The organism is Anaeromyxobacter oryzisoli (assembly GCF_022690765.1).
Taxonomy (GTDB): domain Bacteria; phylum Myxococcota; class Myxococcia; order Myxococcales; family Anaeromyxobacteraceae; genus Anaeromyxobacter; species Anaeromyxobacter oryzisoli.
Genome location: NZ_JALCZA010000037.1, coordinates 22,755 through 46,748, shown reverse-complemented (window position 1 = coordinate 46,748; position 23,994 = coordinate 22,755). Strand labels below are relative to the sequence as shown.

Below are 23,994 nucleotides of genomic sequence, written 5' to 3'. Positions count from 1 at the left end.
GGCGCGGCAGGCCCGGCGGCGCGGACCGGCCCCGGCACGGCGCGATCGGCGGGCCGCCCTGGTTCCGCCGCGGCGTCGCCCGCCGCGAAACCCGCCCCGCGCCCGGCCCAGCCCGGGCCCCAGGCGCCCGGGCCGAAGAAGAACATCGGCTACCTCTAGGATCCCAGGACGCGCGTGAACTACCTCGAATTCTACGAGCTGGCCCAGGAGCCCTTCTCGAACGCGCCGGTGTCGCGCTTCTACTACTCGTCCGCGCAGCACGCGCAGGCGCTCATGCGCCTCAATCACGCGGTCTCCTCGATGAAGGGGCTCGCTGTGCTGGTGGGGGACATCGGCGCGGGGAAGACCACCCTCGCGCGCCGGATGCTCGACAGCCTCCCGGAGGAGGAGTACGAGGCTGCGCTCCTCGTCATCGTCCACTCGGGGATCACCGCGAGCTGGCTCCTGAAGCGCATCGCGCTCCAGCTCGGCGTCGAGAGCCCCGCCGACGAGAAGCTCGCGCTCCTCGCGCAGGTGTACCAGCGGCTGGTCCGGATCTACGAGTCGGGCAAGAAGGCGGTCATCCTCATCGACGAGGCGCAGATGCTCTCGTCGCGGGAGATCATGGAGGAGTTCCGCGGCCTGCTGAACCTCGAGGTCCCGGAGCGGAAGCTCCTCTCCTTCGTCTTCTTCGGCCTGCCCGAGATCGAGGACAACCTGCGGCTCGATCCGCCCCTCGCGCAGCGGGTCGCGCTCAAGTACCGGCTCGAGCCGCTCAGCGCGGAGGCCACCGAGGCGTACGTGCGCCACCGGCTGCGGCTCGCCGGGGCTCCGCGCGTGCCCTTCACCCCCGGCGCCGTCGCGCGCGTCCACGCGCACACCCGTGGCACGCCGCGCCTCATCAACACCCTCTGCGACAACGCGCTCTTCGAGGGTTTCGTCGCGCGCGCCCGGGACCTCGACGAGCGTCTGGTCGATCGGGTGGCTCGCGACCTGGCGATCGAGCCCTCGAGCGGGGCGAGCGCGCCGGCTCCGGGCGCGGGCGGATCGGCCGCGCCGGCGCGGCTCGACCTCGCCGAGATCGACCGCTACCTCGAGTCGCTCGGCGCGAAGTAGGCCCGAGCCCGTCGCCACCTGACGCGTCCATCCCACACCGCGGGCGAACCGGCCGCGAGCTTGGCGCCGCGCCGCGCGCGCGAGAGAATCGAAGAGCGGAGCCCCGATCACCTTGAAGAAGCGGACCATCGCCCTCGCGCTCCTCGCGCTCGTCGCAGCCCTGGTCGTCGCGACGCTGGCGGTCCTGCGCACGCGCTGGGCGGGGGAGCGGATCTGCGGCATGGCGGCCTCGCGCGTCGAGGCGGCCACCGGCCTGGCGCTCTCGTTCGCCTCCTGTCGCGTGGATCCCCTTCGGTTCGCGGTCGAGGCGGAGCGGGTCGTCCTCGGCCCGCCCGACGCGCCGGTCTTCACCGCGGACGCGCTCTCGGCGCGGCTCGCGCCGGTGCAGGCCCTGGGGCGCCAGCTCCACCTGGAGCGCGTGTCGCTGGTCCGGCCGCGGCTCGCCCTCTCGGTGAGGGGCGGCGGCGACGCGGCGTGCCCGCCCCCGTTCCTGGGGCGCTTCGAGATCCACCGCGTGGACGTGGAGGACGGCGCGCTCGACCTGACCTTGCCGGGCGGGCGCCGGATCGAGGTCGAGCGGCTCGGGATCCGCTCGCGCCGTCCCGCGCGGACGCTCCGCGCCCTCGCGTCCCCCGCGCGGCGCACGCGCTTCGCGGTCGAGACCGGGCCCATCCGGGTCACCGCGGGCGGTCGGCGCTTCGCGGCGGCGCGGCTCGAGGCCGACGCGGAGCTGGCGCTGGACCTCTCCAGCCTCGAGATCGCCTCGGCCGCCGCGGAGGTCGGCGGCGCGCGGCTCTCGGTGCGCGGCCGGGTGAAGGACCTCTGCGCGCCGCGGCTCGACGTCACCGCCCGCGCGGAGGGGCCGGTGAAGGCGCTCCTCGCGCTCGGCGGGGTCGCGTCCGCCGTCGAGGGCTCGGCGTCCCTCGAGGCGCGCATCGCCGGCGCCCCCGCGTCCCCCGCGCTGTCCGGGACCGTCCGCACCCGGGCCGTCCGCGTCGGCCGCTGGATCCTCGGCGACGCCGAGGCGAAGCTGCGGCTCGAGCCCGGCGCGATCGCGGTCGAGCGGCTCGCGGTGGCGGCCCAGGGCGGCAGCGCCGTGGCCCGCGGCGTGGTGAAGCTCGCGCCCGGCGTGCCCGTGGACGCGGAGGTGGACGCGGCCGGGGTGGACCTCGCCGAGGTGCTCGACCGGCTCGGCGTGCGGGGGCCGTGGGTCACGGTCAAGCTCCACGGGAAGGGGCGGATCGCGGGGACCCTCTCGCCGCCGGAGCTCGCCGGCTCCTTTGCCGGAGACCTCCACGGGTTCAAGGCGCTCACCCGGTCCTGGTCGGTGGGGGCGGGCGATCCCGGCGTGATCGCGTTCTCGAAGGGACGGCTCGACACCGGCGTGCGGGTCACCGGCGACGGGATCTTCTTCGACCGCGCCCGCCTCGCGGTGGGGCGCGGCACGCTCGAGGCGGACGGGGCCGTGCACTTCAAGACCGAGCGCGGGTTCTCGGTGAGCTGCCGGGGCGAGGTGGACTTCTCCGCGCTCGGTCGCGTGGCGAACGCCCCGCTGGGCGGGCTCGGCACGATCGAGGTCTCCGTCGGCGCGGCGCCGTACGGGAACCCGCGCATCGTCGGGCGCGCGCGCGCCGACGGCTTCCGCTTCCTCGACATCGACCTCGGGAGCGTCGCCACCCCGTTCGACTACGACGCGTTCCTCCTCGGCTTCCACGGCGCGGAGGGGACGCTCGGCGCGACGCGGTACCGCGCCGACGCGGTCGTCGATCTGTCGAGCGCCCAGCCGCGCGTGGTGTCCTCGCGCCTCGAGGCGCGGGGGCGGGTCCGCGACCTCCTCGACGCGGTCCGCGACTGGCTGCCGCGCACCCGGAGCCTGCGCGAGGTGGTGGACGGCGACGTCGAGCTGGTCGGCAGCGGGACGGGCCCCGCCGGCGCGCTGGACGCAGACTTCGACGCGCGGCTCGGCGCGGGCGCGCTGCTCGGGCGGCGGTGGGAGTCCGGCCGCGCCACGGGGAAGATCCTCGCCGGCGAGACGATCCGGCTCGATCGGGCGGAGCTGCGGCGCGGCACCGGCGTGGCGCGCGTGGAGGGGCGCTGGGGCGTCGCGCCGCCGTTCCCGTGGAGGCTCGACGCCGCCTTCGCCGGCGTGCCGATCGCGGAGCTGCAGCTCCCGGGGAGGTGGGAGGGGTCGGCGAGCGGGAAGGCCACGCTCGAGGGCTCGTACGAGCACCCGAAGGTCCGGTTCGCGGCGAACGGCGACGGCGTCTCGCTGGGCGGCGTGCGCCTCGGGACGGTGCAGGCGGGCGGGACGCTCGTGGAGCGACGGCTGGTGCTCACGGCGAGCGCGGAGGGGGTCGACGCCTCCGCCGAGGTCCAGCTCGACGGCGCGCGGCCGTTCACGGCGCGGGCCGCCGTCGCGCTCGAGGACGCGGCGCGCCTCGTCCCCGGGGCGCCGGCCGGGCTGCGCGCGCAGCTCCACGGGACCGCGACCGCCCAGGGCGCGCTCGACGATCCCGCCCGGGACCGCGCGACGATCACCCTCGACCGGCTCCAGGCGTCCTACGCCGATCTGAAGGTCGAGGCGGCGGCGCCGGCGGTCCTCTCCTACGCCGGCGGCCGGCTCGCGCTCGCGCCGCTCACGCTGCGCGGGGTGAACACGGAGCTCCGGGTGTCGGGGGCGTACGGCCCGGCGGGGCAGCTCGACGTGGCCGCGGAGGGCGGCGTGGACCTCCGGCTCCTCGGCGCGCTCGTCCCCACCCTGCGCCACGCGCACGGGCAGCTCGCGCTCGAGGCGCACGTGGGCGGGACGCTCGACGAGCCGGCGCTGGTGGGCGCCGGCCGGATCTCCGACGGCGGGTTCCAGCTCCGCGGCGCGGCGGTGGCCTTCTCGGGCGTGAAGGGGGACCTCGCCTTCTCGCAGAACCGGGTGCTCTTCGACGGCCTCACCGCGGACGTGAACGGCGGGACGGTGCGGCTCGGGGGCGAGGTGGAGCTCGCGCGGCTCGTCCCGTCGCGCGTGCGGGTCGAGGCGGAGCTCGCCGACGTGCCGGTGGCGGTGCCCGCCTACCTCCCGGTGACGCTCCGCGGCCACGCGCAGGTGGCGGGCACGCCCGAGGCGGCGGTGCTCTCTGGGCTGCTGCACGTGGTGCGCGCGCGCTACACGGCCGACGTGGATCTCGAGGGCAGCCTCCTCGAGCTCCGGCGCCGCCCGCCGCCCCCGCCGCGCCCCTACGACAAGTCCGGCGAGTGGCTCCAGCTCGACGTGCAGCTCGCGGTGGACGGGGACGCGCGGGTGGAGAACGACCTCGTCCGCGGCCCGCTCGCCGGCGCGCTCACCGTCACCGGGACGCTGGCGTCGCCCGGCGTGGTCGGCAGCCTCGCCATGGGGGAGGGGAGCCGCCTCGCCTTCCGGGGGAACGAGTTCAACCTCACGCACGCGGTGCTCGAGTTCACCGACCGGCACAAGATCGAGATCGCCCTCGACGTGCACGGTCAGTCGCAGGTGCGGGACTACGAGGTGCTCCTCGCCGTGTCCGGCTCGCTCTCCCGCCCCGACGTGATCCTCACGAGCGTCCCGCCGCTGCCCCAGCCGGACATCGTCACGCTCCTGTCGCTCGGGTTCACGCGGCGGGACGCGGTGGCCGGCACCGGGGTGAGCGGGGTCGCCACCGCCGCCGCGGCGCAGGCGCTCTTCTCCGCGTCCGGCCTGGACGAGCAGGTGAAGCGGTTCCTGCCGCGGGGCGGGCCCATCCGCGATCTCTCCATGCGGATCACGAGCGCGTACTCCGAGGAGACCGGCCAGGTCGAGCCGCGGGCGGAGTTCGAGTCGTGGCTGCTCCGCGATCGGCTCCGGCTCCGCTTCCAGGCGCCGCTCGGGGCCGCCCGCGGCCGCACGGCGCAGGCCGAGGTGCGCCTCGGGCGGCACACCGCCGTGCAGTACCAATGGGAGGACGACAACCCCGACGTGGCCACGGGCGATCACGGCGTCGATCTGAAGCTGCGCTGGGAATGGACCGACCGGTGACCCGCGGAGCTCCACGCGTGGGGACCGGGCGGTGGGCGCGGGGCGTCGCGCTCGCGCTCGCGCTCGCCGCCGGGTCGGCGCGGGCCGGGGACACCCCGCCGCGGGTCGCCGGGATCGAGCTCCGGCTGCCCGACGGCGAGCCCCGCGAGGCGGCCGCGGCCCTCGTCGCCGTCGCGGTGGGGGAGCCGCTCTCGATCCGCGCGCTGCGGCTCACCGTGCAGCGACTGTACCTGACCGGCCGGTACCGGAGCGTCGTCATCCGCGAGCTCCCCGCGGCGCCGCCGCAGGGTGGCGCGGGCGCGTGGGTCCGGCTCGCGGTGGAGGCGCTGCCGGTCCGGCGCATCGAGCGGATCGCGCTGCGGAAGGTCGGCGGCCTGCCGAACGAGGACGCCGTCCGCCAGGCGCTCCGCCTCGAGGTGGGCGATCCGTTCGACGAGGCCGCGCTGCAGGACGCGGTGGACCGCGCGCGGGCGCTCCTCGCGAAGCGCGGTTACCGCGACGCGGCGATCGAGACGGAGGTGCAGGGCGACGCGCTCGTCAGCGTGACGGTGGAGATCCGCGCCGGCGCGCCGACCCGCGTGCGGACGCTCCGCGCCGGGAGCGCCGGCGACCCGGCCGCCGCCCTCGCCGGCCGGCTGCGGACGCGGCCGGGCGCGATCCTGGATCAGGACGTGCTCGCCGAGGACGTCCGGACGCTCCGGTCGGACCTGTACCGCGCCGGCTACCGGCGCGCCCGCGTCGGCGCGCCGGCCGTCACGCTGGAGGGAGGCCTGGCCGACGTGGAGCTCCCCGTCGTGGTCGGGCCCCGCGTCACGCTCGTCTTCCGCGGCAACGAGCGGTTCCCCGCGATCGCGCTGCAGCGCCGCCTCGGGGTCGAGGAGGACCAGCCGCTGGACGCCCCGGCCATCGACGCCGCGGCGGAGCGGCTGCGAACCTTCTACCGGTCGCGCGGGTTCGCCGGGGCCCGCGTCGAGGCGGAGGAGCAGCAGCGCGGGGACGACCTCGCGGTGATCTTCCACGTCGCGGAGGGGCTCCCGTACCGGCTCGGGCCGGTGGCGATCGAGGGCACCTCGCAGTGGGACGCGGCGACGGTCCGGCAGCGGCTGGTCGCGTACCTCGAGGGCGAGGAGCCCGAGCCCTCCGGCGGCGAGGACGACGCGGCGCGCGCGCTGCTCGCGTCCGTCCCCGGCGTCACCCCGCCGCCGACCCCGCCGCCGGCGCTCGGCGCGGCGGCCCGGTGGGAGGAGGACTCCTGGGACCGGGCCGCCGAGCGGGTCGTGGACGGCTACCGGGCGGACGGCTGGCTCGAGGCGGTGTACCTCGGCGGCGGGGTGACGCTGGACGACCGGCGCCGCGTCGCCGACGTGACGGTGCGGTTCCGCGAGGGGCCGCTCACCCGGGTCGAGTCGATCTCGTTCGAGGGGAACGCGGCGGTGTCGCTCCCGGAGCTGGCGCACGAGGCGCGCCTCGCGCCGGGCGAGCCGCTCGCGTTCGATCGGGTGGAGGCGACGCGGGTCGCGATCCTCCGCCTGTACCTGTCGCGCGGCTACTTCTATGCCCGCGTCGAGGCGCGCGAGGACCTGGACCGCGAGCGCCACGTGGCGGCGGTCCGCTTCGTGGTCGAGGAGGGGCCGCAGGTCCGGATCGGGCAGATCCTCCTCGCCGGCAACAAGCGCACGCGTCCCGAGGTGATCCGCGGCGCGCTCGCGATCGGCGAGGGGCAGGTCTACGACCCGGAGGCGATCGCGAAGAGCAACGCGTCCCTGCTCCGGCTCGGGGTCTTCCGCTCGGTGAACCTGAAGCTCCAGGATCCGGAGTCTCCGCAGCCCGTGAAGGATCTCGAGGTGGAGCTCGCGGAGGGGCCGTACGCGACCCTCACGCAGGGGATCGGCTACTCCATCGCGAACGGGCCGCGCGCCGATCTGGAGTACACCCGGCCGAACGTGCTCGGCCGCGCGATCGAGTTCGCCGCCCGGGGGAAGGTGAACTACCTCGTGGACGTCGGCGGGTTCGGGCCGGACGTCTCGGGCAAGGACTTCGGCGAGCGGATCGAGGGGCGCGGCGACGTCGGGCTGCGCTGGGCGCGGCTCGACCTCCTGCCGTTCCAGGCGAGCGCGCGCGCGGACGCCATCGGCGAGGTCCTGCACCGGCGGGCCTACGACCTCCGCCGCCGCAGCGCGGTCGCGGGCCTCGACGTCGGCCTCACCTCGCGGATCGGGGCCTCGCTCCAGTACGAGCTCGAGGTGGACGACATCAGGCGGACCCCGTTCGTCGGGCAGCTCACGCAGGCGGACATCGAGCGGCTCCGGTTCGACGAGGGCGTGACCACGCTCCAGGTCCTCCGCCCGTCCTTCACCGTCGACTTCCGCGACAACGCCGCGCACCCGCACCGGGGATGGTTCGCGGCCGGCGCCCTCGAGTACGGGCACTCGCTCGGCAGCGGCATCGATCGGGTCGCCCTCGGGCTGCTCCCCGGCTCGGACATCCACACGAACATGCTGAAGCTGTCGGGGACGCTCTCGGGCTACCTGCCCGTCGGCAAGGCGAGCGTGGTCGCGCTCTCGCTCCGGGGCGGTCGGGTGTTCCCCCTCGACTCCGCGTCGCGGACGATCATCCCGCGCCGGTTCTTCCTGGGCGGCGCCTCCACGATGCGCGGCTACGCGGAGGAGGAGATGATCCCGGAGGACGTCCGGGGCGATCTGGCCGCGGCGGGCCGGGCCTGCGCGACGTCCGTGACCGGCGTCGGCTGCACCGCGCAGGGGCGCGAGATCGCGGCGGGGCAGCGGGCGATCTCGGAGGGCGGCGAGGCGTTCCTGCTCGTGAAGAGCGAGGTGCGCCTGTCGCTCACGCCGTCGGTGGAGGCCGGCTTCTTCGTGGACGTCGGCAACCTGTGGCTCGACCCGAACGCGTTCGAGCCGCTCTCGCTACGCACGAACGTCGGCGTGGGGCTCCGGTTCGTGACGCCGGTCGGCCCGGCGGCGCTGGACTTCGGGTTCAACGTCACGCCGGATCGGGCCATCAACGAGCGGGTCTTCGCGCCGCACTTTTCGATCGGGCTGTTCTGACGGGCGAGGGCGTTGCGCAGAAGCGCTCGCCCCGGACCCGAACGCGAACCCGTGAACCGTGTTCCGTCACCGTCACCGGACTTGCGTGACCCGTGGACCGGCTCCCGTGGCCCCGTGGCCCGATCGCCGTGATCCGACGGAGACACGGGCCAGGGGACACGGGGTACGGGGTGCGGGTACGGATTCGCGGGATACGCAGACGCGCTCGCCCCGAACCCGAACCCGCACGCGAACCCGTCATCCCTGCCCGTGACCCCGTTCCCGACTCCCGTGGGCCCGATCCCGTGCCCCGACGGAGACACGGGCCAAGGGGGATGCGGGAGACGGGCACGGGTGCGGTCACGGGCACGGCCACGGGGCTTCGCCTACCCCCGGAACCGCTCCATCACCTGGTGGAACGTCTCGAAGACGTCGTGCGGGATCCCGCGCTCGGCGCAGTACCGGACGAGGGACGAGCCCTTGCGCGCGAAGACGCGATCGGCGGCGTCGGCGGCGTGCCGGTCCCCGGTCCCGTCGCCGCAGAGCACCACCCGGCTGCCGGCGGCCTGCAGCTCGCGGACGACGTGCCCCTTGCAGAAGCCGCAGGACCCGCAGTCCTCGCCGTGGAACGCCACCGTGAGCCCGTCGGGCGCACAGCGCGCGCGGTTCGCGCGCAGCTCGACGTGGGTGCGGAGCTCGGGCGCGAGCCGGTCGAGCACCGGCTCGATGTAGACGTCGAGCCCCGAGGAGACGACGAGGAACCGCCGGCCGGCGTCGCGCGACGCCGCGACGAACGCCTCGAACCCGGGGCGCCAGGCGAACCGGTCGAGGGCGAACGCCGCGATCTCCTCGCGCGTCGCGCGGATGCCGCCGAAGATCTCGACGAGCAGCCGCCCGAAGTCGAGCTCGCCCACCTGGTACCGGGCGGCCGCGGCCCGGTAGTGGTCCACGCCCGCGAAGCGGTAGGCGACCTGGTCGCCGAGGTCCTCGGTGAGCGCGGTCCCGTCGAAGTCGCAGACGACGGCCCAGGGGGTGGGCGAGAGCATGGAGGGCGAGGTGTACTACGGGCGCTCCGCCGTCGCCATCACGCCGAACCCCCGGAGCACGGGCCAGGCCCGGGCCGCCCGGAACCCCGCCGCGTCGAGGAGCGCGGCGAGCCCGGCCTCGGTGAAGCGGCGGTGGAGGCGGGACATCCCGCGCCAGAGGAGCATCGCCGCGGCGACGCGGACGCCGCCGCGGAGGGCGCGCGCCGGGAGCGGCCCGGCCCGGGGCTCGAGGAAAGCGACCCGGCCGCCGGGGCGGAGCGCGGCGCGCAGCTCCACGAGCGCGGCCGCGGGATCCGGGAGCAGGTAGAGGACGCTGTGGCCGGTCGCGCCATCGAGGGCGCCGGGCCGGAGCGGGAGGGCCCCCGCGTCCGCGCGGACGAGCGGGAGCCGGACGCGGGCGGCGGCCGCCGCCGCGGCGGCGCGCCGGAGCATCTGGCGGGAGCGGTCGAGCCCGATGGGCCGCCGGGCCGGATCGGCTGCCGCCAGCGCGAGGGCGCTCGCGCCCGGGCCGATGCCCAGGTCGAGGACGCGCTGGCCGGAGACGAGCCGGGCCATCGCCCGGACGTCGCGCCGCCAGGCGTCGTGATCGACGAGGAACGCGTAGATCGCCGCGCCCGGCCCGAAGGCGAAGGTCGCGTAGGCGCGGGCGATCCGGGAGCTCATCACACCGGAGGGAGGCGGTCGTAGAGCAGCCCCCAGCGCACGCCGCGGTCCGAGACCGTGAGCCGGTCGAAGCCGGCGAGGTCCATCGCCTCCGCGACGATCGCGCCGCCGGCCAGGATCACGTCGGCCCGCTTCGGCTCCATCCCGGGCAGCGCCGCGCGGGCGGCGACCGGCAGCGCGGCGAGCCGCTCGAGGAGCGCCTCCACCTCGGCGCGGGTCATCACCCGGCCGTGCACCTGCCCCGCCTCGTAGACCGGGAGCGCCAGGGAGACGGCGCACAGCGTGGTGACCGTCCCCGCGACGCCGAAGAGCGTCGCGCCGTCGCGCGCGGCGAGGCCGGCGACGGGCGCGAGCGCCTCGCGGGCGGCGGCCCGCAGCCGGCGCCACTCCGCCGGGGCGATCGGGTCCGTGGTGACGTGCCGCTCGGTGAGGCGCACGGCGCCGACCTGGAGGCTGGTCCGTGCGCGCGGGGCGGGCCCCTCGCCGACGATGAACTCGGTCGAGCCGCCGCCGACGTCGAGGACCGCGAGCGGTCCCCCCGCACCGAAGTCCCGGACCGCGCTCGCGTAGACGAGCCGCGCCTCCTCGTCCCCGGAGATGATCTCCGCCGAGAGCCCGGCCTGCTCCCGGACCGCCGCGAAGAACTCGGCCCCGTTCGCGGCGTCCCGCGCGGCGCTCGTGGCGACGCAGGCGAGGACGCGGGCGCCGAGGCCGCGGGCGGCGGCGGCGTACTCGGCGATCACGCGGACGGTGTCGCGGAGCGCGGCGGGATCGAGGCGGCCGGCGGCGTCCACGCCGCGGCCCAGCCGGGTGATCTCCGCGCGCTCGAGCACCGGCGCGAGCGTCGCGCCGCGCCGCTCGGCGACGAGGAGGAGGACGGTGTTCGTGCCGACGTCGATCGCGGCGTAGCGCTCGGTCAACCTGAGGTCTCCATGCCGGCGCCCGCGCGGGCCCGGCGGCCAAGAGGATCTACTCCTGCGCCGGGCCCCACGCCGCGCCGGCGAGCTCGGTCCCGCGCGCGCCCGCGATCACCGTCTGGCGGTCGCCGTGCGCGTCGGACACCACGAGCTGCCAGATCCCGCCCCGGTCGGTCCGGAACACGAGGAGGCGCCCGTTCGGCGCCCAGGACGGCTCCTCGTTGGTGCGCCCCTGGTCCTGCGTGAGGCGCGTGATCGTCCCGGTCGCGGGCGAGATGGCGAAGACGTCGAACACCAGCCGCTCGTCGCGGGCGGTGAAGGCGATCTGGTCGCCCCGCGGGCTCCACTGCGGCGTCTGGTTGTAGTTGCCCTGGAAGGTGAGCCGCCTGAGGTTGCCGCCGTCGGCGCCGATCACGTAGAGCTGCGAGCTGCCGGCGCGGTCCGAGGAGAACGCGATCTGGCGGCCGTCCGGGGACCAGGTCGGGGTCACGTCGATGCACCGCTCGTGGGTGAGCTGCCGCGCGCCGCCGCCGTCCGCGTTCATCACCCACAGGTGCGTGTTCCCGTCCTTCGTGACGGAGAAGGCGATCCGGCTCCCGTCCGGCGAGTAGACGCCGCCCATCGAGTTGGGGATCCCGCCGAGCTGTCGGAAGGACCGGTCCGCCAGCCGGTACGCCCAGATCTCGGGGCGCCCGGTGCGGTAGCTCGTGACGAGGAGCTCCCTGCCGTCGGGGCGCCACGTCGGGGCCATGAGCGCCCTCCGCTCGGAGAGGAGCACGCGCGGGGAGCCGCCGTCCACGTCGAGCAGGACCAGCTCGTACGCGCCGGGGCGCTTGCGCACGGCGGCGATCTGCGTGGCGAAGACGCCCGGCTCGTGCGTGTAGTACCGGACGATCTCGTCGGCGATCCGGTGCGCCAGCCGGCGGGGCTCGGACGCCGCGACGTGGATCGTCTTCGCGAGCACCTCGCGCCCGCCCCGGACGTCGTACAGGTGCAGCTCGCCGGCGAGGTCGGTCGCGGTGCGCGCGAGGCGGGCCTTCACCAGCCCGTCGGCGCCCACGTCGGCCCACCGCGCGAACTTGATGGCGGTGGGGGCGTAGCCCTCCGTCGGATCCGCGAGGAAGCCCTTGGGATCGAGGACGTCGAACAGGCCCGAGAGCGTCAGGTCGGCGCGGACCAGCGCGGTGGCCTCCGCGGCGGCGCGGCGGGCCTCCGCGTCGCCGCCGAACTCCACGACGGCGAGGGGGAGGGGACGGAACTCGGGGGAGCCGACGACGATGGTGGGCCGCTCCTGCGCCGCGGCGGGCGCGGCGAGGAGGAGCACGGCGATGGCGTGGGCGCGCAGGGACATGTGAGGAAGCTCCGAAGGTCAGCCGAGGATCTTGAAGATCACCTGGACGCCGCCGGAGCGGTACTGCTGCCGGAAGGCGTCGGGCGGAGGAGGCAACCGGCGGGTCTCGCCGAGCGTCCGCTCCAGCGCGGCGTCGAAGGCGCCGTTCCCGCTGGGGCGGTCGAGGCGCCAGCGGGAGATGCGTCCGTCGGGCTCGATGTAGAGGACGATGCTCCCCTGGAGGTGGAGCTGGTCCCGCTCCGAGATCGTCGCCGGGACGCGGTAGTTCGCCTGGAGGATGCGCCGGACCTGGGCGAGGTAGCGATCGCCCTCCTCGGCGGAGTCGGAGTCGCCGGCCGGATCGCCGTCCGGGGAGCCCCACTGCTCCTGCGCCTGGGCGTGGCGCGCGCCGGCGAGGATCGACGAGACCGACGCGCCGCTCCCCGCGGTCGCGCTCGGGGTGCGGGCGGGCGCCGCGCGGGGCGCCGGGGCGGGGGACGGGGCACGGGCGGGGGTCGGGGCGTGGGCAGGGATCGGCGGGCGCGTCGCGATCGGTGCCGGCTTCGCGGTCGGGTTGGGGTGGGGGGCCGGGGCGGCGGGGGCGGGGGCCGGTGCCGGCGGGGTCGGCGCGGCGGCCACGGGGGCGGGCGCGGGCGGCGGCTCCGGCGCGGACTTCCGCGGGAGGAGCTGATCCGGCCGCTTCTGCCCGAGCCGCACCAGCTTCGCCACGATGGGCCGCTGCTGGAGCTCGATCTCCGGGCGCGACGCGGCGGTGAGGGCCCAGGCCAGCACCGCGCCGTGCACCGCCGCCGAGGCGAGGATCGCCGGCCAGATCCGGTCGCGGCGGCCGAGCGCGGTGGCCACCGGGATGCTCATCGGCGCCGCGCCTCCTTCTCCGGCGCCGCCCGGACGTGCTCCGGCGCGGGGTTCGTGATCATCCCGACGTTCACGATGCCCGCGCGCTGCACCGTCGCCATCACGTCCACCACGAACCCGTACGGGAGCCCCTTGTCCGCCATGAGGTAAAGCTCGTGATCCTTCTGGGCGCGGGGGTTCGCGCGGAGCTTGTCCTCGAGGCGGTCGTACGGGATCTCGGCCGCGTCCTCGGTCGAGCCGAGCCAGAGCGTCCGGTCGCGCTTGATGGAGAGGACGAGCTTCTGCTCCTCCGCGTCCACGGCCTTCGCCCGCGCGTCGGGCAGGTTCACCTCGACGCCCTGCTGGATGAGGGGCGCGGCGACCATGAAGATGATGAGCAGCACCAGCATCACGTCCACGAGGGGCGTGACGTTGATCTCGGTGAGGGTCTGGCGGCCACCGCCGCCGCTGGACATCGCCACGGCCGGGCCTCCTAGCTGAAGAAGTGGCGGCGGACGATGTTGAGGAAGTCGCTCGAGAAGTTCGTCATCTCGCTGTCGAGCACCCGGATCTTGGAGATGAAGAAGTTGTAGGCGACGACCGCCGGGATCGCGGCGAACAGGCCCACCGCGGTGGCGATGAGGGCCTCGGAGATCGGCCGCGCCACCGTGGCGAGGTTCGCGTTCCCCATCCGGTAGATGTCGTGGAACGCGCTCATGATGCCCCACACCGTGCCGAAGAGGCCGACGAAGGGGGCCGCGCTCGCGGTGGTGCCGAGGAACGGCACCTGGCGCTCGAGCGCGGTCACCTCGGAGGCCGCGGCCCGCTTGAGGGCGCGCTCGACGTTCTCGATCCCGCCCATCTCCTCGGCCAGGCCGCGCTCGCCGTTCTCCCGCTTCCCGGCCGTCACCTTCGAGAGCTCGACGTACCCGGCGCGGAACACGTGCGACAGCGGCGAGCCGGAGAGGGACTCGGCCGCCTGGTAGATCGCGTCGAGCCGCTTCGACTGCCAGAAGGTCTCGAGGAACTTCACCGACTCGTCCTGCGCCCGCCGGATCTGGAGCCACTTCTTCACGATGATGGCCCAGCACACCGCCGACGCGCAGAGCAGCAGCAGGAGGACGGCGAGGCCGATCGGCCCGGAGTGGCGGGCCATCTCGAGGTAGTCGAGGCCGTCGCCGTCCGAGGCGGCGGCGAGCACCGGGCGAGCGGCGAGGAAGGGGAGGAGCGCTGAGGCGGTCGTCATGGCGGGGTCGGGGGCACCTCTAGTAGCACGAGACCAGGAGGTGGGTGCGGTTCGCACCCGGCCTCATTCTCGCGGGGGAGCTGGGGTTCCCGAAGAAAACGTCCGGCGCGCCCATTTCTCTCCCGCCCGCTCGCGCGCACATGCTCGCACCTCCGAGTGTGAACGGCGGGAGACACGGTCCGTGCCGCGCCGGCACCGGCCGGCCGGCCTTCATGCATAATGCCGGGCCTTCGGCCGTCCAGCCCCCGTGGCACGTGCGTTGCTCGATCTGGATGGACTGGCCCCGACGGGCCACCGACTTCGCTGGAGGAACTTCGACATGAGACGCCTCGCCCTGCTCCTCGCTGCCTTCGCCTCCGTCCTCGGGATGGGGTGCGTCACCACCACCGAATGCGACCACACCGTCTCGATCTCGTGGTCGAGCTTCCTGCTCGCGAACGGCAACGCCGCGTCCTGCTCGGGCGCCGGCGTGACCTCCGTCGCCGTCTACATGAACAACCAACCCGTCAAGACGGTCCCGTGCAGCGACGGCGGGATGTCGGTCGTCGGCGTGCCGGGCGGGACGCAGCAGTTCACCGTCGAGGGGCTCGACGCCAACGGCACGATCGTGGTCCGGGACGAGCTCGCCGTGGACGCCAGCGTCTGTGGCGAGCAGCTCGTCGACGCGCAGCCGGCGGAGGGTGTCTTCACCCTCGCGTACTCGTTCCAGAACAACGGCTCCTGCTCCGCGCCCAGCTCCCAGATCGTGTACTCGATCCTCGATCAGACCACCGGGCTCGTCGCCGATTACCAGTCCTTGTGCGGCGACGTGATCTCCTTCGCCCTGCCCACGGGCCCCTACGTCCTGCGGCGGATCGAGGAGCTCGATAGCACGGGCACCGTCGTCTACGCGTCGTACTGCGCGGCGACCTCGTTCACGGTGGGCGCCGGGACGCCCTCCACGCTCGGGATCGTCATCCCCGACAGCCAGACGTTCTGTCCGGCGAGCGCGACCGCCACGCCGAGCCCGCGCCCGGCGGCGAAGGCGCTCTCGCCCGCCGTCACGAAGTAGCGCTGCGGTCGTTCCATATCCAGGGGGCGTGGGCCGCCGGGCCCGCGCCCCCTCTTTCGCCCACCGACCGGCCCTCCGGGCGCGCGGGCACCGACCAGGGTAGACTCCGCGCCGTGTCACGCATCGGCATCTTCGACTCGGGCGTGGGTGGGCTCACCGTCCACCGCGCCATCCTCGACGCGCTCCCCTCCGCCGACACGCTCTACCTCGGCGACACCGCCCGGGTGCCCTACGGCAACAAGTCCGCGGAGACGGTGACCCAGTACGCGCTCCGGAACGCCCGCGTCCTCGCCCGCCGCGGCATCGACTTCCTCGTCGTCGCCTGCAACACCGCCTCGGCGGTCGCCCTCCCGGCGCTCCGGGACGAGCTCTCCGTGCCGGTGCTCGGCGTGGTGGAGCCGGGCGCCCGCGTCGCGGTCCGCGCCTCGCGCACGGGGCGCATCGGCGTGATCGGCACCCAGGGCACGGTCTCCTCCGGCGCCTACCAGGCGGCGATCCGTCGCGCGCGGGAGGGGGCGGAGGTGGTCGCCCACGCGTGCCCGCTCTTCGTCCCGCTCGCGGAGGAGGGCTGGACGGATCCGGAGGACGAGGTCGTGCGCGGGGTGGTCCACCGCTACCTCGCGCCGGTGCGCGACGAGGGGGTGGACACCCTCGTCCTCGGCTGCACCCACTACCCGCTCCTCAAGTCCGCCATCGCCCGCGAGGTGCCGGGCGTCGTGCTGGTGGACAGCGCCGAGGCGATCGCCGCCGAGGTCCGGGCGCGGCTCGGTGAGGATCCCGGCCACGCCGGCCGCGCCGAGTTCCTCGTCACCGACCTCCCGGAGAAGTTCCTCGCCGTCGCGAGCCGGTTCCTCGGCCGGGCCGTCACCGCCGCCGAGCACGTGGACGTCTGATCGGGGCGGACGCCGCGGCGCGACGTCACGCCGCGGTGGACCGGATCCCGCGCCGGAGCGCTGCGCGGAGGCGCGCGCGACCGCGGTCGAGCCGCGCGAGATCAGCGGACCGAGAGGGGATTTCGGCGGGTGGTGCGCTTGCTGGCCGGCGGGGGCGCGGGGTACAGTTCGGGCCGATGGCGGGCGATCCCAAGAAGCAGATGGCTGTGGGTTTCAACCACAACATCAAGCACAAGGGGAAGATGTACCACATCCAGACCGAGGACTCGGGCCTGGACAACCCCCACATCATCACGCACCTCTTCGTAGGCGGGAACATCCTCGCGTCGAAGAAGACGTCGTACGCGGACATCGCCGGCGCCGAGAACCTCGCCCAGGTCGTGCGCGAGCTGATGGAGGAGCAGCACAAGGAGATGCTGCGGAACCTCATCAACGGCGTCTACGACGACATCGACGCCGTGTACTCGCAGCAGGCGCAGGCCTTCCAGCCGGGGCAGATCCACGCCGACGGGCGGCGCGTCCAGCTCCAGGCGGGCGTGCAGATGCCCGCGCCGCGCGATCCCCCGAAGTCGCTGCCGCCCGAGGTGCTCGCCGCCCGCCAGCAGCCCGCGCCGGCGCTCCGCAACGATGGCGCGGAGACGCTGTTCGGCGAGGACCTCATCAGCGAGAAGAGCCTCGACGAGGTGATCCTCTCGTACCTCGCCGAGGACCTCGGCGACCGGAAGTGAGCGGTCACCACCGCGCGGAACGGGTGGAACCCCTGCGACTCCGGCGGCGGGGCGAGGGCGCGGCCCAGAGTCAGGGTGGGGGAACCCGGCCGCGGGCCCAGACCGTGCCCGTGACCGTGACCGTTCCCCGTATCCGTGCCCGCTTCCCGCGTCCCGCATCCCGTGGCCCGTGGCCCGTGTCTCCGTCGGATCACGGGATCGGGCCACGGGCCACGCGAACGGGCTCACGGGTCACGGAGAGGCCGGTGACGGTGACGGGCACGGACCACGGGGGGCCGAGCGGCACGCCAGCCCTCGCTACGACATGATTCAGCTCTTCCACGTCTCGAAAGAATACCCGGGCGACGGGCCCGCGCTCGACGACGTGTCGCTGAACGTCGAGAAGGGCGAGTTCGTGTTCCTGACCGGCCCGTCCGGCGCCGGAAAGTCCACCCTCCTCAAGCTCGTCTTCTGCGACGAGGCGCCGACGAGCGGCCAGCTCCTCCTCTTCGGCAAGAACGTCGCGAAGCTGCCCGCCCGCGCCGTCCCCTACCTGCGCCGCAACATCGGGGTGGTGTTCCAGGACTTCAAGCTCCTCCCGCGGCGCACGGTGGCGGAGAACGTGGCGCTGCCCCTCGAGGTGCAGGCGCTGCCGCCGAAGGAGATCCGCCGCCGCGTGCGCGCGCTCCTCCGCTCGGTCGGGCTCGAGCACCGCGGCGACAAGCTCCCGCCCTCGCTGTCCGGCGGCGAGCAGCAGCGGGTCGCGGTGGTCCGCGCCCTCGCCGCGGCTCCGGCCCTGCTCCTCGCCGACGAGCCCACCGGCAACCTCGACCCGGAGCGCACCCTCGAGGTGATGGAGCTGCTCGCCTCCGCGAGCGCCCGCGGCACCACCGTCGTCGTCGCCACGCACGATCGCTCCATCCTCGAGCGCTACAAGCGGCGCGTCCTGGTCCTGGAGCACGGGCGGCTCGTCTCGGACGGCGCCTCGATCCGCCGGGCGGCGAGGGGGACGCCATGACGTTCCGCCCGCTCTACTTCACGCGCCGCGCGATGGACGCGATGATCCGCGGGCCGTACGTGACGCTGATCGGCACGGCGACGATCTTCGTCGCGGTCTTCGCCACCGGCCTCTTCGCGGCCGCGCTCGGCGGGGCGGAGCGGCTCCTCGCCGCCTGGGCCGGCGAGGTCCGGATCTCGATCTACCTCGCGCCCGGCGCGGACCTCGCGGCGGCGCGGGCGGCGGCCGCCGCGGCGGCGCCGGGCCGGGAGGTCCGTGCGGTCACCAGCGCCGAGGCGCTCCGCGACCTCGCCGTGGAGCTCGGCGACGAGGCCCGGGTGCTCGAGGGGGTCGGGCCGGGCGCGCTGTCGGACGAGGTGCAGGTGGCGGCGCCCGGGATCTCCCTCGCCGAGGCCAGGGCCCTCGCGGCGCGGCTCCGGAGCGTGCCCGGGGCCGCCGACGTGGACTACGGGGAGGCCTTGCTGGGGCCGCTCGAGCGGTTCGTCCGGCGCGCGCGGACCACCTCCGCGGTCCTGTTCGCGGCGCTCGCGCTCGCCACGGCGGTCCTCGTCTCGAACACCCTCCGCCTGGCGGTGTTCGCGCGCCGCGACGAGATCGAGATCATGAAGCTCGTGGGGGCGACGGACGCGTTCGTGGCCGCGCCGTTCCTCATCGAGGGGCTCGCGCAGGGGCTGCTCGGCGGCGGCCTCGCGGCGGGCGGGCTCCTCGCGGCGTACGCCGCGGTGTCGCCGCGGCTCCACGCGGCGGGGCTCGGGCGCCTGCTCACGGTCCGGGACGCGCTGCCGCCGTCGCTCCTCCTCGCCCTCGTCGCGGGCGGCGCCCTCGTCGGCCTGCTCGGGAGCGCGCTCTCGGTGGCGCGCACCCTCCGGCGGATCTCCACCAGCTAGGCGCGACGCGTGCTCGCCCCCGCCGTCCTCGCCCTCGCCCTGGCCGCGCCCGGTACGCGGGCGCAGCTCGACGCGCTGCAGGCGCGCCACCGGGCGGAGGAGGCCGCGGCGCGGCTCCTCGCGCAGCAGGAGCGGTCGGTGCTCGACACCGTCGCCGACTCGGAGCGCGCCCTCGCCGACGCGGTCGCGGAGTGGCGGCGGGTCGAGGCGGAGCAGGCCGACGCGGCGGCCGGGCTCGAGCGGGCGCGCGGAGAGGAGGCCGCGGCGCAGGCGCGGCTGCAGGCCCGCCTCGCGGCGCTCCGCCCGCGGCTCCAGGCGCGGGCGCGGCTCGGGCGCACCGGCGAGCTGCGGGTCCTCCTCGCGAGCCGGTCGCTCGCCGAGCTCGTGCAGCGCCGCTACCTGATGGACCGCATCCTCTCGCGCGATCTCGCCCTCCTGGCGGAGGCGCAGGCCGCGGCGCGGGAGCGGGAGCGCGCCCGGGCCGCCCGCCAGCAGGAGGCGGCGCGCCTCGCCGCCCTCGCCGACGAGGTCGGCGAGCGCCGGGAGCAGGCCGCGGCGCGGCGGGACGAGCGGGAGGCCCTGCTCGCGGCCCTCCGGAGCGCGCGGGGGGTCCACGAGCGCGCGGCCGCGGAGGCCGCCGAGCAGTCCCGGAGGCTCGCCGAGCTGGTCTCCGCGCTGCCCCCGCCCCAGGCGGGCGGCGGCCCGGGCGGGTTCGCCGCCCGGCGCGGGAAGCTCCTCCTCCCGGCGCGCGGCACCGTCGCGGTCGGGTTCGGGAAGATCGTGAACCCGAAGTTCAACACCGTGACGGTGCAGCACGGCCTCGACATCGCCGCCCCCGCGGACACGCCCGTCCGGGCGGTGGCCCCGGGCAAGGTCGTGTACGCCGGGTGGTTCAAGGGGTACGGCAACCTCGTCATCGTCGATCACGGCGAGGGGTACCACACGCTGGTGGCGCACCTCGCGACGATGCAGACCGCGACGGGGGAGGCCGTGGAGGCCGGCGCGGTCCTCGGCACCGTCGGGGACTCGGGGTCGCTCAAGGGGCCGTACCTGTACTTCGAGCTCCGGGAGCGCGGCCGCCCGGTGGACCCGGCGCCCTGGCTCGGGCGATGACGTGGCGCGCATGAGCCGCGTGGCGCCACCCGCGCGGTCCTGCCGGGCGGCGCCGCCCGCGCTCCGGTGGGGCGTCCGCCGCCGCGGCTGGGCCCGCCGCGCTCCCGCGCTACAATCGCCGCCATGAAGCGGATCGCCGTCGCCGCCGCGCTCGCCCTCGCCTTCTTCGCCGGGCTCGTCGCCGATCACGCCGCCTCCGCGGCGCAGCGGAGCGGGGCGCCCGCGTACCGGCCCCTCGACGTGTTCGCCGACGTCCTCTCGCAGATCGAGAACGCGTACGTCGAGGAGGTCTCCGAGAAGGACCTCGTGTACGGCGCCGTCGAGGGCATGGTGGGGCGGCTCGATCCGCACTCTCAGTTCATGCGCCCCGAGGTCTACGCGCAGCTCCGCGAGGAGACCAGCGGCGAGTTCGACGGGCTCGGGCTCGACCTGACGCGGACGGGCGGCGAGGTGACCGTCGTGTCGCCCATCGCCGACTCGCCGGGCGAGCGCGCCGGGATCCGATCGGGCGACCGCGTGGTCTCGGTGGACGGCACCCCGACGAAGGACCTCGCGCTCGACGAGGTGATCCGGCGCCTCAAGGGCGCCGCCGGGACCCGCTGCGCCCTGGAGATCATGCGGGATGGCTTCGCGTCGCCCCAGAAGCTCACGCTCGTGCGCGACCGGATCCGCGTGCAGAGCGTCGAGTCCCGCGTCCTCGATCCCGACCGGCGCTACCTCTACGCGCGCATCAGGACGTTCCAGGAGCGGACCGCCCGCAGCCTCGAGAAGGCGCTCGCGGACGGGCGCACCGCGTTGAAGGGGGAGCTCCGCGGGCTCGTCCTCGACCTGCGGAACGACCCGGGCGGCCTGGTGGACGAGGCGGTCGCCGTGTCCGACCTGTTCCTCGCCGGCGGGACCATCGTGACGACCGAGGGGCGCGGCCGGCGCAACGTGGAGGTGTGGCGCGCGCACGAGAAGGGGACCGAGCCGCCGTACCCGGTCATCGTCCTCGTGAACCGCGGCACCGCGAGCGCGAGCGAGATCGTCGCCGGCGCGCTGCAGGACAACGGCCGCGCGGTCATCATGGGGACGCAGACCTTCGGCAAGGGCTCGGTCCAGACCATCGTGGAGCTCGCCGACGGTTCGGGGCTGAAGCTCACGGTCGCGCGCTACTTCACGCCGCGCAAGCGCTCGATCCAGGAGCTCGGGATCACGCCGGACGTGGTGGTCCCCGACGTCGCGCCGGCGGCGCGCCCCGAGGACGGGATCGTCGCCGAGCGCGATCTCAAGGGGCACCTGCGCAACGGCGTCGTCCCGGCGTCCGCCCCGCCGGCGCCGACCGCCGACTGGCAGCTCAGGACCGCGCTCGACTCGCTCCGGGCCGCCGACATCCTCCGCGGGTCGGCGGAGCCCCGGGTGCGCGGCATCACCGCGAAGGGGGAGTAGCCGGTCACCTGTAGCCGGTCACCTCCTCCGGAGTCGCGCCGAGGGCGCGACCCCGCGGACTTCCTCGCACCTTCGAGATCACCCTGGCGCGCGTGTCGTGGTCCGGGCGAACGCTGCTTGCGTCCCGTGCAATCGTTGCGTGTTCGCTGCGGCCGCGGCGGTCGCTGCTCGATTCGCGCACGTGGCCAGTTTCCCCAGGGGCGGCGCAGGGTTTGCCGGATTGACATCCCGGACCGGACTGTTACATTCCGCGCGATTTCGAACGGCCTCGGAGGGGTGAGGCCCTGGCCCGCGGCTTGCGATGCCGGGCCCTCTCCGGAGGCGCGCCGAGCGCGCACACAGACAAGATGAGTCCTCTCGAGCTTTCCGTCGTCATCGCCTACGCCCTGCTGCTCGCGGTCCTCTCCGTCTTCGGCGCCCATCGCTACGCGATGGCGTACCTGTACTACCGGCACAAGTACCGGCTGCCGACGCCGAAGGGCCGCTTCGAGGCGCTGCCGCGGGTCACGATCCAGCTCCCGATCTTCAACGAGCTCTACGTGACGGAGCGGCTCATCGACACGGTCGCGAAGATCGACTATCCGCGCGACCGCCTCCAGATCCAGGTGCTCGACGACTCGACGGACGAGACCCAGGGCATCGCCCGCGCGTGCGTCGATCGGCACCGCGCCACCGGGCTCGACATCGCCTACATCCACCGGACCGATCGGAAGGGCTTCAAGGCGGGCGCGCTCGAGAACGGGCTCAAGACCGCCACGGGGGAGTTCGTCGCCGTCTTCGACGCGGACTTCATCCCGCCCGCGGACTACCTGCAGCGGACGGTGCACTTCTTCACCGACGCGGGCATCGGCATGGTCCAGGCGCGCTGGGGCCACCTGAACCGCGGCTACTCGCTCCTGACCCAGGCCCAGGCCATCCTGCTCGACGGCCACTTCGTCATCGAGCACACCGCCCGCAACCGCTCCGGCCGCTTCTTCAACTTCAACGGCACCGCCGGCATCTGGCGGCGCACCGCCATCGAGGCGGGCGGCGGGTGGCAGCACGACACGCTCACCGAGGACCTCGACCTCTCGTATCGCGCGCAGCTCGCCGGGTGGCGGTTCGTGTACCTGCCGGACATCGTCACCCCCGCCGAGGTGCCGGTGGAGATGAACGCGTTCAAGAGCCAGCAGCACCGCTGGGCGAAGGGCTCGATCCAGACCGCGCTGAAGCTCCTGCCGCGCATCCTCCGGTCCGACGTCCCGCGCGAGGTGAAGCACGAGGCGGTGATGCACCTCGCCGCGAACCTCGCCTACCTGCTCATGATCCCGCTCGCGATCCTGCTCCCGATCACGGTCGTGGTGCGGGTCTCGCACGGTTGGTACGAGGTGCTCTTCCTCGACATCCCGTTCTTCGCCGCGGCGACCTTCAGCGTGGTGGCGTTCTACGCCGCGAGCCAGCGCGAGCAGGGGAAGAGCCTCTGGGAGCAGATCAAGTACCTGCCCCTGGTCATGGCCCTCGGGATCGGCCTCTCCGTGAACCAGGCGCGCGCCGTGGTCGAGGCGCTGATGGGGTACGAGACCGGCTTCACGCGCACGCCGAAGCACGGCGTGAAGGGCGCGGGCGAGTCGGTCACGAAGAAGCGCTACAAGGCGGCGGTCACCTTCCAGCCGATCGTCGAGCTCGGCCTCGCCGCGTACATGACCTACGGCGTGGTCTACCTCATCCAGCGCGAGGTCTACTACTCGCTCCCGTTCCTCGTGCTCTTCCAGGTCGGCTTCGGCTACGTCGGCCTCGCGAGCGTCTACGAGGGGCTCCGCGGGCGCGTGGTCCGCTGGGCCCGCATCCTGTCGCCGGCGCCGACGACGACCGAGTAGCGGCTCGCGCCCGGCGAGATCGCGAGCGACGGGGCCTCGGACCGCAGCGGTCCGATGGCCCCGTGTCGCTTTCAGGGCTCGGACCTCGTCATCGGGTCCAGCCTCACTCCAGCCGCTTCTCGAACACCGACACCGACCGCTCCAGCCGCCCCACCTCGGCGAAGCCGAGGCGCTCCCAGAACGCGCGCGCCCCGGGGTTCTCGTCGCCGACGGAGAGGCGCAGGACGGAGAACCCGGTCCGGGCGAGCGCGTGCTCGAGGGCGGCGACGGTCTCCTTGCCGTACCCGAGCCCCTGGCACGCCTCGCGGAACAGCAGCAGGCCGATGTGGGCGGTGCCGGGCTCGGGGTGGTGCAGGTAGAGGTCGAGGACGCCCACCGCGGCGCCGCCGGTGTGCGGGACGAGCGCGAAGACCCGGCGCGTGTCGTCGGCCTCCGCCTCGGAGACGAGCCGCTCCGCGGCGTCGCCGCCGGCGGGGCCGCCCTCGGTCCGCGCGAAGTAGTCCGGCGCGCCGGAGAAGCACGACTGGATCTGCTGGACGTGACGGCGGTCCGCGGCCACCGCGCGGAGGCGCGGCCCGTCGAGCGACGGGAGGGTCTGCCCGGTGCCGGGCCCCTGCCTCTCGCGCGAGATCGTCATCGGCTGCCTCCGGTGGTGGGAGTGGGACGGTTGCCATAGCCCCGCGCGCCGCGGCGGGTCAAGGCGAGGGCGGGATCCAGGTGGAGGGTCGGAGGGTCGGCTCGGGGTCGGGTCGGGGGTCCCGTGGACCGTGCCCGTCACCGTCACCGGCTTCTCCGTCAACCGTGAACCGGATCCCGTGGCC

The 23,994-nt window shown here is 74.9% G+C and carries 19 protein-coding genes; 11 read left to right on the top strand and 8 right to left on the bottom strand.

The genetic code is table 11. The features are described from left to right. The first annotated feature begins 174 nt into the window (after nt 1-174). The 3 genes from MNZ27_RS13135 to MNZ27_RS13125 all read left to right on the top strand — a co-directional run bounded on the left by MNZ27_RS13135 (nt 175) and on the right by MNZ27_RS13125 (nt 8,184). Complete coding sequence (locus MNZ27_RS13135; protein ID WP_242394531.1) at nt 175-1,095, top strand: ExeA family protein; 921 nt, start codon at nt 175-177, stop codon at nt 1,093-1,095. A gap of 112 nt (nt 1,096-1,207) precedes the next feature. Continuing rightward, nucleotides 1,208-5,119 carry a translocation/assembly module TamB domain-containing protein gene (locus MNZ27_RS13130; protein WP_242394530.1) on the top strand — a complete coding sequence of 1,304 codons (3,912 nt, stop codon included), beginning with the start codon at nt 1,208-1,210 and terminating at the stop codon, nt 5,117-5,119. Between the two features lie 17 nt (nt 5,120-5,136). Then, complete coding sequence (locus MNZ27_RS13125) at nt 5,137-8,184, top strand: outer membrane protein assembly factor (protein WP_242394529.1); 3,048 nt, start codon at nt 5,137-5,139, stop codon at nt 8,182-8,184. Between the two features lie 365 nt (nt 8,185-8,549). Here MNZ27_RS13125 and MNZ27_RS13120 read toward each other — a convergent pair whose 3' ends face one another. The 7 genes from MNZ27_RS13120 to MNZ27_RS13090 are packed head-to-tail and all read right to left on the bottom strand — an operon-like array spanning nt 8,550 to nt 14,220. Further along, nucleotides 8,550-9,209, bottom strand: a complete 660-nt coding sequence (locus MNZ27_RS13120) for an MtnX-like HAD-IB family phosphatase (RefSeq protein WP_242394528.1) — start codon at nt 9,207-9,209, stop codon at nt 8,550-8,552. 15 nt (nt 9,210-9,224) lie between these two features. Then, nucleotides 9,225-9,872 carry a class I SAM-dependent methyltransferase gene (locus MNZ27_RS13115; RefSeq protein WP_242394527.1) on the bottom strand — a complete coding sequence of 216 codons (648 nt, stop codon included), beginning with the start codon at nt 9,870-9,872 and terminating at the stop codon, nt 9,225-9,227. Continuing rightward, complete coding sequence (locus MNZ27_RS13110; protein WP_242394526.1) at nt 9,872-10,792, bottom strand: Ppx/GppA phosphatase family protein; 921 nt, start codon at nt 10,790-10,792, stop codon at nt 9,872-9,874. The genes MNZ27_RS13115 and MNZ27_RS13110 overlap by 1 nt, the downstream gene beginning before the upstream one ends. A 49-nt stretch (nt 10,793-10,841) precedes the next feature. Beyond that, complete coding sequence (locus tag MNZ27_RS13105) at nt 10,842-12,140, bottom strand: protein TolB (protein WP_242394525.1); 1,299 nt, start codon at nt 12,138-12,140, stop codon at nt 10,842-10,844. Nucleotides 12,141-12,158: 18 nt separating this feature from the next. After that, on the bottom strand, nt 12,159-12,995 hold the full coding sequence (locus MNZ27_RS13100) for an energy transducer TonB (protein ID WP_242394524.1): 837 nt from the start codon (nt 12,993-12,995) through the stop codon (nt 12,159-12,161). Further along, entirely contained in the window at nt 12,992-13,450 is a 459-nt protein-coding gene (tolR, locus tag MNZ27_RS13095; protein WP_242394533.1) for a protein TolR, read from the bottom strand. Before tolR ends, MNZ27_RS13100 begins: the two co-directional genes overlap by 4 nt. A 17-nt stretch (nt 13,451-13,467) precedes the next feature. Continuing rightward, a complete protein-coding gene (locus MNZ27_RS13090; RefSeq protein WP_242394523.1) occupies nt 13,468-14,220 on the bottom strand; it encodes a MotA/TolQ/ExbB proton channel family protein in 753 nt (250 codons plus the stop codon). Nucleotides 14,221-14,539: 319 nt separating this feature from the next. Here MNZ27_RS13090 and MNZ27_RS13085 point away from each other — a divergent pair, with 319 nt between their 5' ends. The 8 genes from MNZ27_RS13085 to MNZ27_RS13050 all read left to right on the top strand — a co-directional run bounded on the left by MNZ27_RS13085 (nt 14,540) and on the right by MNZ27_RS13050 (nt 23,173). Beyond that, the gene (locus MNZ27_RS13085) at nt 14,540-15,271 is read left to right on the top strand and encodes a hypothetical protein (RefSeq protein WP_242394522.1); all 732 of its coding nucleotides are present in this window, start codon (nt 14,540-14,542) and stop codon (nt 15,269-15,271) included. Nucleotides 15,272-15,384: 113 nt separating this feature from the next. After that, nucleotides 15,385-16,164: a glutamate racemase gene (murI, locus tag MNZ27_RS13080; protein WP_242394521.1), complete on the top strand. Its 780-nt coding sequence runs from the start codon at nt 15,385-15,387 to the stop codon at nt 16,162-16,164. Nucleotides 16,165-16,340: 176 nt separating this feature from the next. Beyond that, nucleotides 16,341-16,892, top strand: a complete 552-nt coding sequence (locus MNZ27_RS13075; RefSeq protein ID WP_242394520.1) for a hypothetical protein — start codon at nt 16,341-16,343, stop codon at nt 16,890-16,892. A gap of 304 nt (nt 16,893-17,196) precedes the next feature. Then, the gene (gene ftsE / locus MNZ27_RS13070; protein WP_242394519.1) at nt 17,197-17,889 is read left to right on the top strand and encodes a cell division ATP-binding protein FtsE; all 693 of its coding nucleotides are present in this window, start codon (nt 17,197-17,199) and stop codon (nt 17,887-17,889) included. Next, complete coding sequence (locus MNZ27_RS13065; protein WP_242394518.1) at nt 17,886-18,776, top strand: cell division protein FtsX; 891 nt, start codon at nt 17,886-17,888, stop codon at nt 18,774-18,776. The genes ftsE and MNZ27_RS13065 overlap by 4 nt, the downstream gene beginning before the upstream one ends. A 9-nt stretch (nt 18,777-18,785) precedes the next feature. Continuing rightward, entirely contained in the window at nt 18,786-19,889 is a 1,104-nt protein-coding gene (locus MNZ27_RS13060) for a murein hydrolase activator EnvC family protein (protein WP_242394517.1), read from the top strand. Nucleotides 19,890-20,012: 123 nt separating this feature from the next. Beyond that, nucleotides 20,013-21,317 carry a S41 family peptidase gene (locus tag MNZ27_RS13055; RefSeq protein WP_242394516.1) on the top strand — a complete coding sequence of 435 codons (1,305 nt, stop codon included), beginning with the start codon at nt 20,013-20,015 and terminating at the stop codon, nt 21,315-21,317. 347 nt (nt 21,318-21,664) lie between these two features. Further along, complete coding sequence (locus tag MNZ27_RS13050; protein ID WP_242394515.1) at nt 21,665-23,173, top strand: cellulose synthase family protein; 1,509 nt, start codon at nt 21,665-21,667, stop codon at nt 23,171-23,173. Nucleotides 23,174-23,276: 103 nt separating this feature from the next. On the opposite strand, the gene MNZ27_RS13045 is transcribed toward MNZ27_RS13050, so the two are convergent. Beyond that, nucleotides 23,277-23,810 (bottom strand): GNAT family N-acetyltransferase, encoded by a 534-nt coding sequence (locus MNZ27_RS13045; RefSeq protein ID WP_242394514.1) that lies wholly within the window; start codon nt 23,808-23,810, stop codon nt 23,277-23,279. Between the last annotated feature and the right edge of the window lie 184 nt (nt 23,811-23,994).

Excerpts from the sequence above, each read along its gene's own strand:
- tolR (WP_242394533.1), bottom strand. The coding sequence starts at position 13,450 with ATGTCCAGCGGCGGCGGTGGCCGCCAGACCCTCACCGAGATCAACGTC.
- MNZ27_RS13055 (WP_242394516.1), top strand. The coding sequence starts at position 20,013 with ATGAAGCGGATCGCCGTCGCCGCCGCGCTCGCCCTCGCCTTCTTCGCC.
- MNZ27_RS13100 (WP_242394524.1), bottom strand. The coding sequence starts at position 12,995 with ATGAGCATCCCGGTGGCCACCGCGCTCGGCCGCCGCGACCGGATCTGG.
- MNZ27_RS13115 (WP_242394527.1), bottom strand. The coding sequence starts at position 9,872 with ATGAGCTCCCGGATCGCCCGCGCCTACGCGACCTTCGCCTTCGGGCCG.
- ftsE (WP_242394519.1), top strand. The coding sequence starts at position 17,197 with ATGATTCAGCTCTTCCACGTCTCGAAAGAATACCCGGGCGACGGGCCC.
- MNZ27_RS13085 (WP_242394522.1), top strand. The coding sequence starts at position 14,540 with ATGAGACGCCTCGCCCTGCTCCTCGCTGCCTTCGCCTCCGTCCTCGGG.
- MNZ27_RS13090 (WP_242394523.1), bottom strand. The coding sequence starts at position 14,220 with ATGACGACCGCCTCAGCGCTCCTCCCCTTCCTCGCCGCTCGCCCGGTG.
- MNZ27_RS13065 (WP_242394518.1), top strand. The coding sequence starts at position 17,886 with ATGACGTTCCGCCCGCTCTACTTCACGCGCCGCGCGATGGACGCGATG.
- MNZ27_RS13045 (WP_242394514.1), bottom strand. The coding sequence starts at position 23,810 with ATGACGATCTCGCGCGAGAGGCAGGGGCCCGGCACCGGGCAGACCCTC.
- MNZ27_RS13120 (WP_242394528.1), bottom strand. The coding sequence starts at position 9,209 with ATGCTCTCGCCCACCCCCTGGGCCGTCGTCTGCGACTTCGACGGGACC.
- MNZ27_RS13075 (WP_242394520.1), top strand. The coding sequence starts at position 16,341 with ATGGCGGGCGATCCCAAGAAGCAGATGGCTGTGGGTTTCAACCACAAC.
- MNZ27_RS13050 (WP_242394515.1), top strand. The coding sequence starts at position 21,665 with ATGAGTCCTCTCGAGCTTTCCGTCGTCATCGCCTACGCCCTGCTGCTC.
- MNZ27_RS13105 (WP_242394525.1), bottom strand. The coding sequence starts at position 12,140 with ATGTCCCTGCGCGCCCACGCCATCGCCGTGCTCCTCCTCGCCGCGCCC.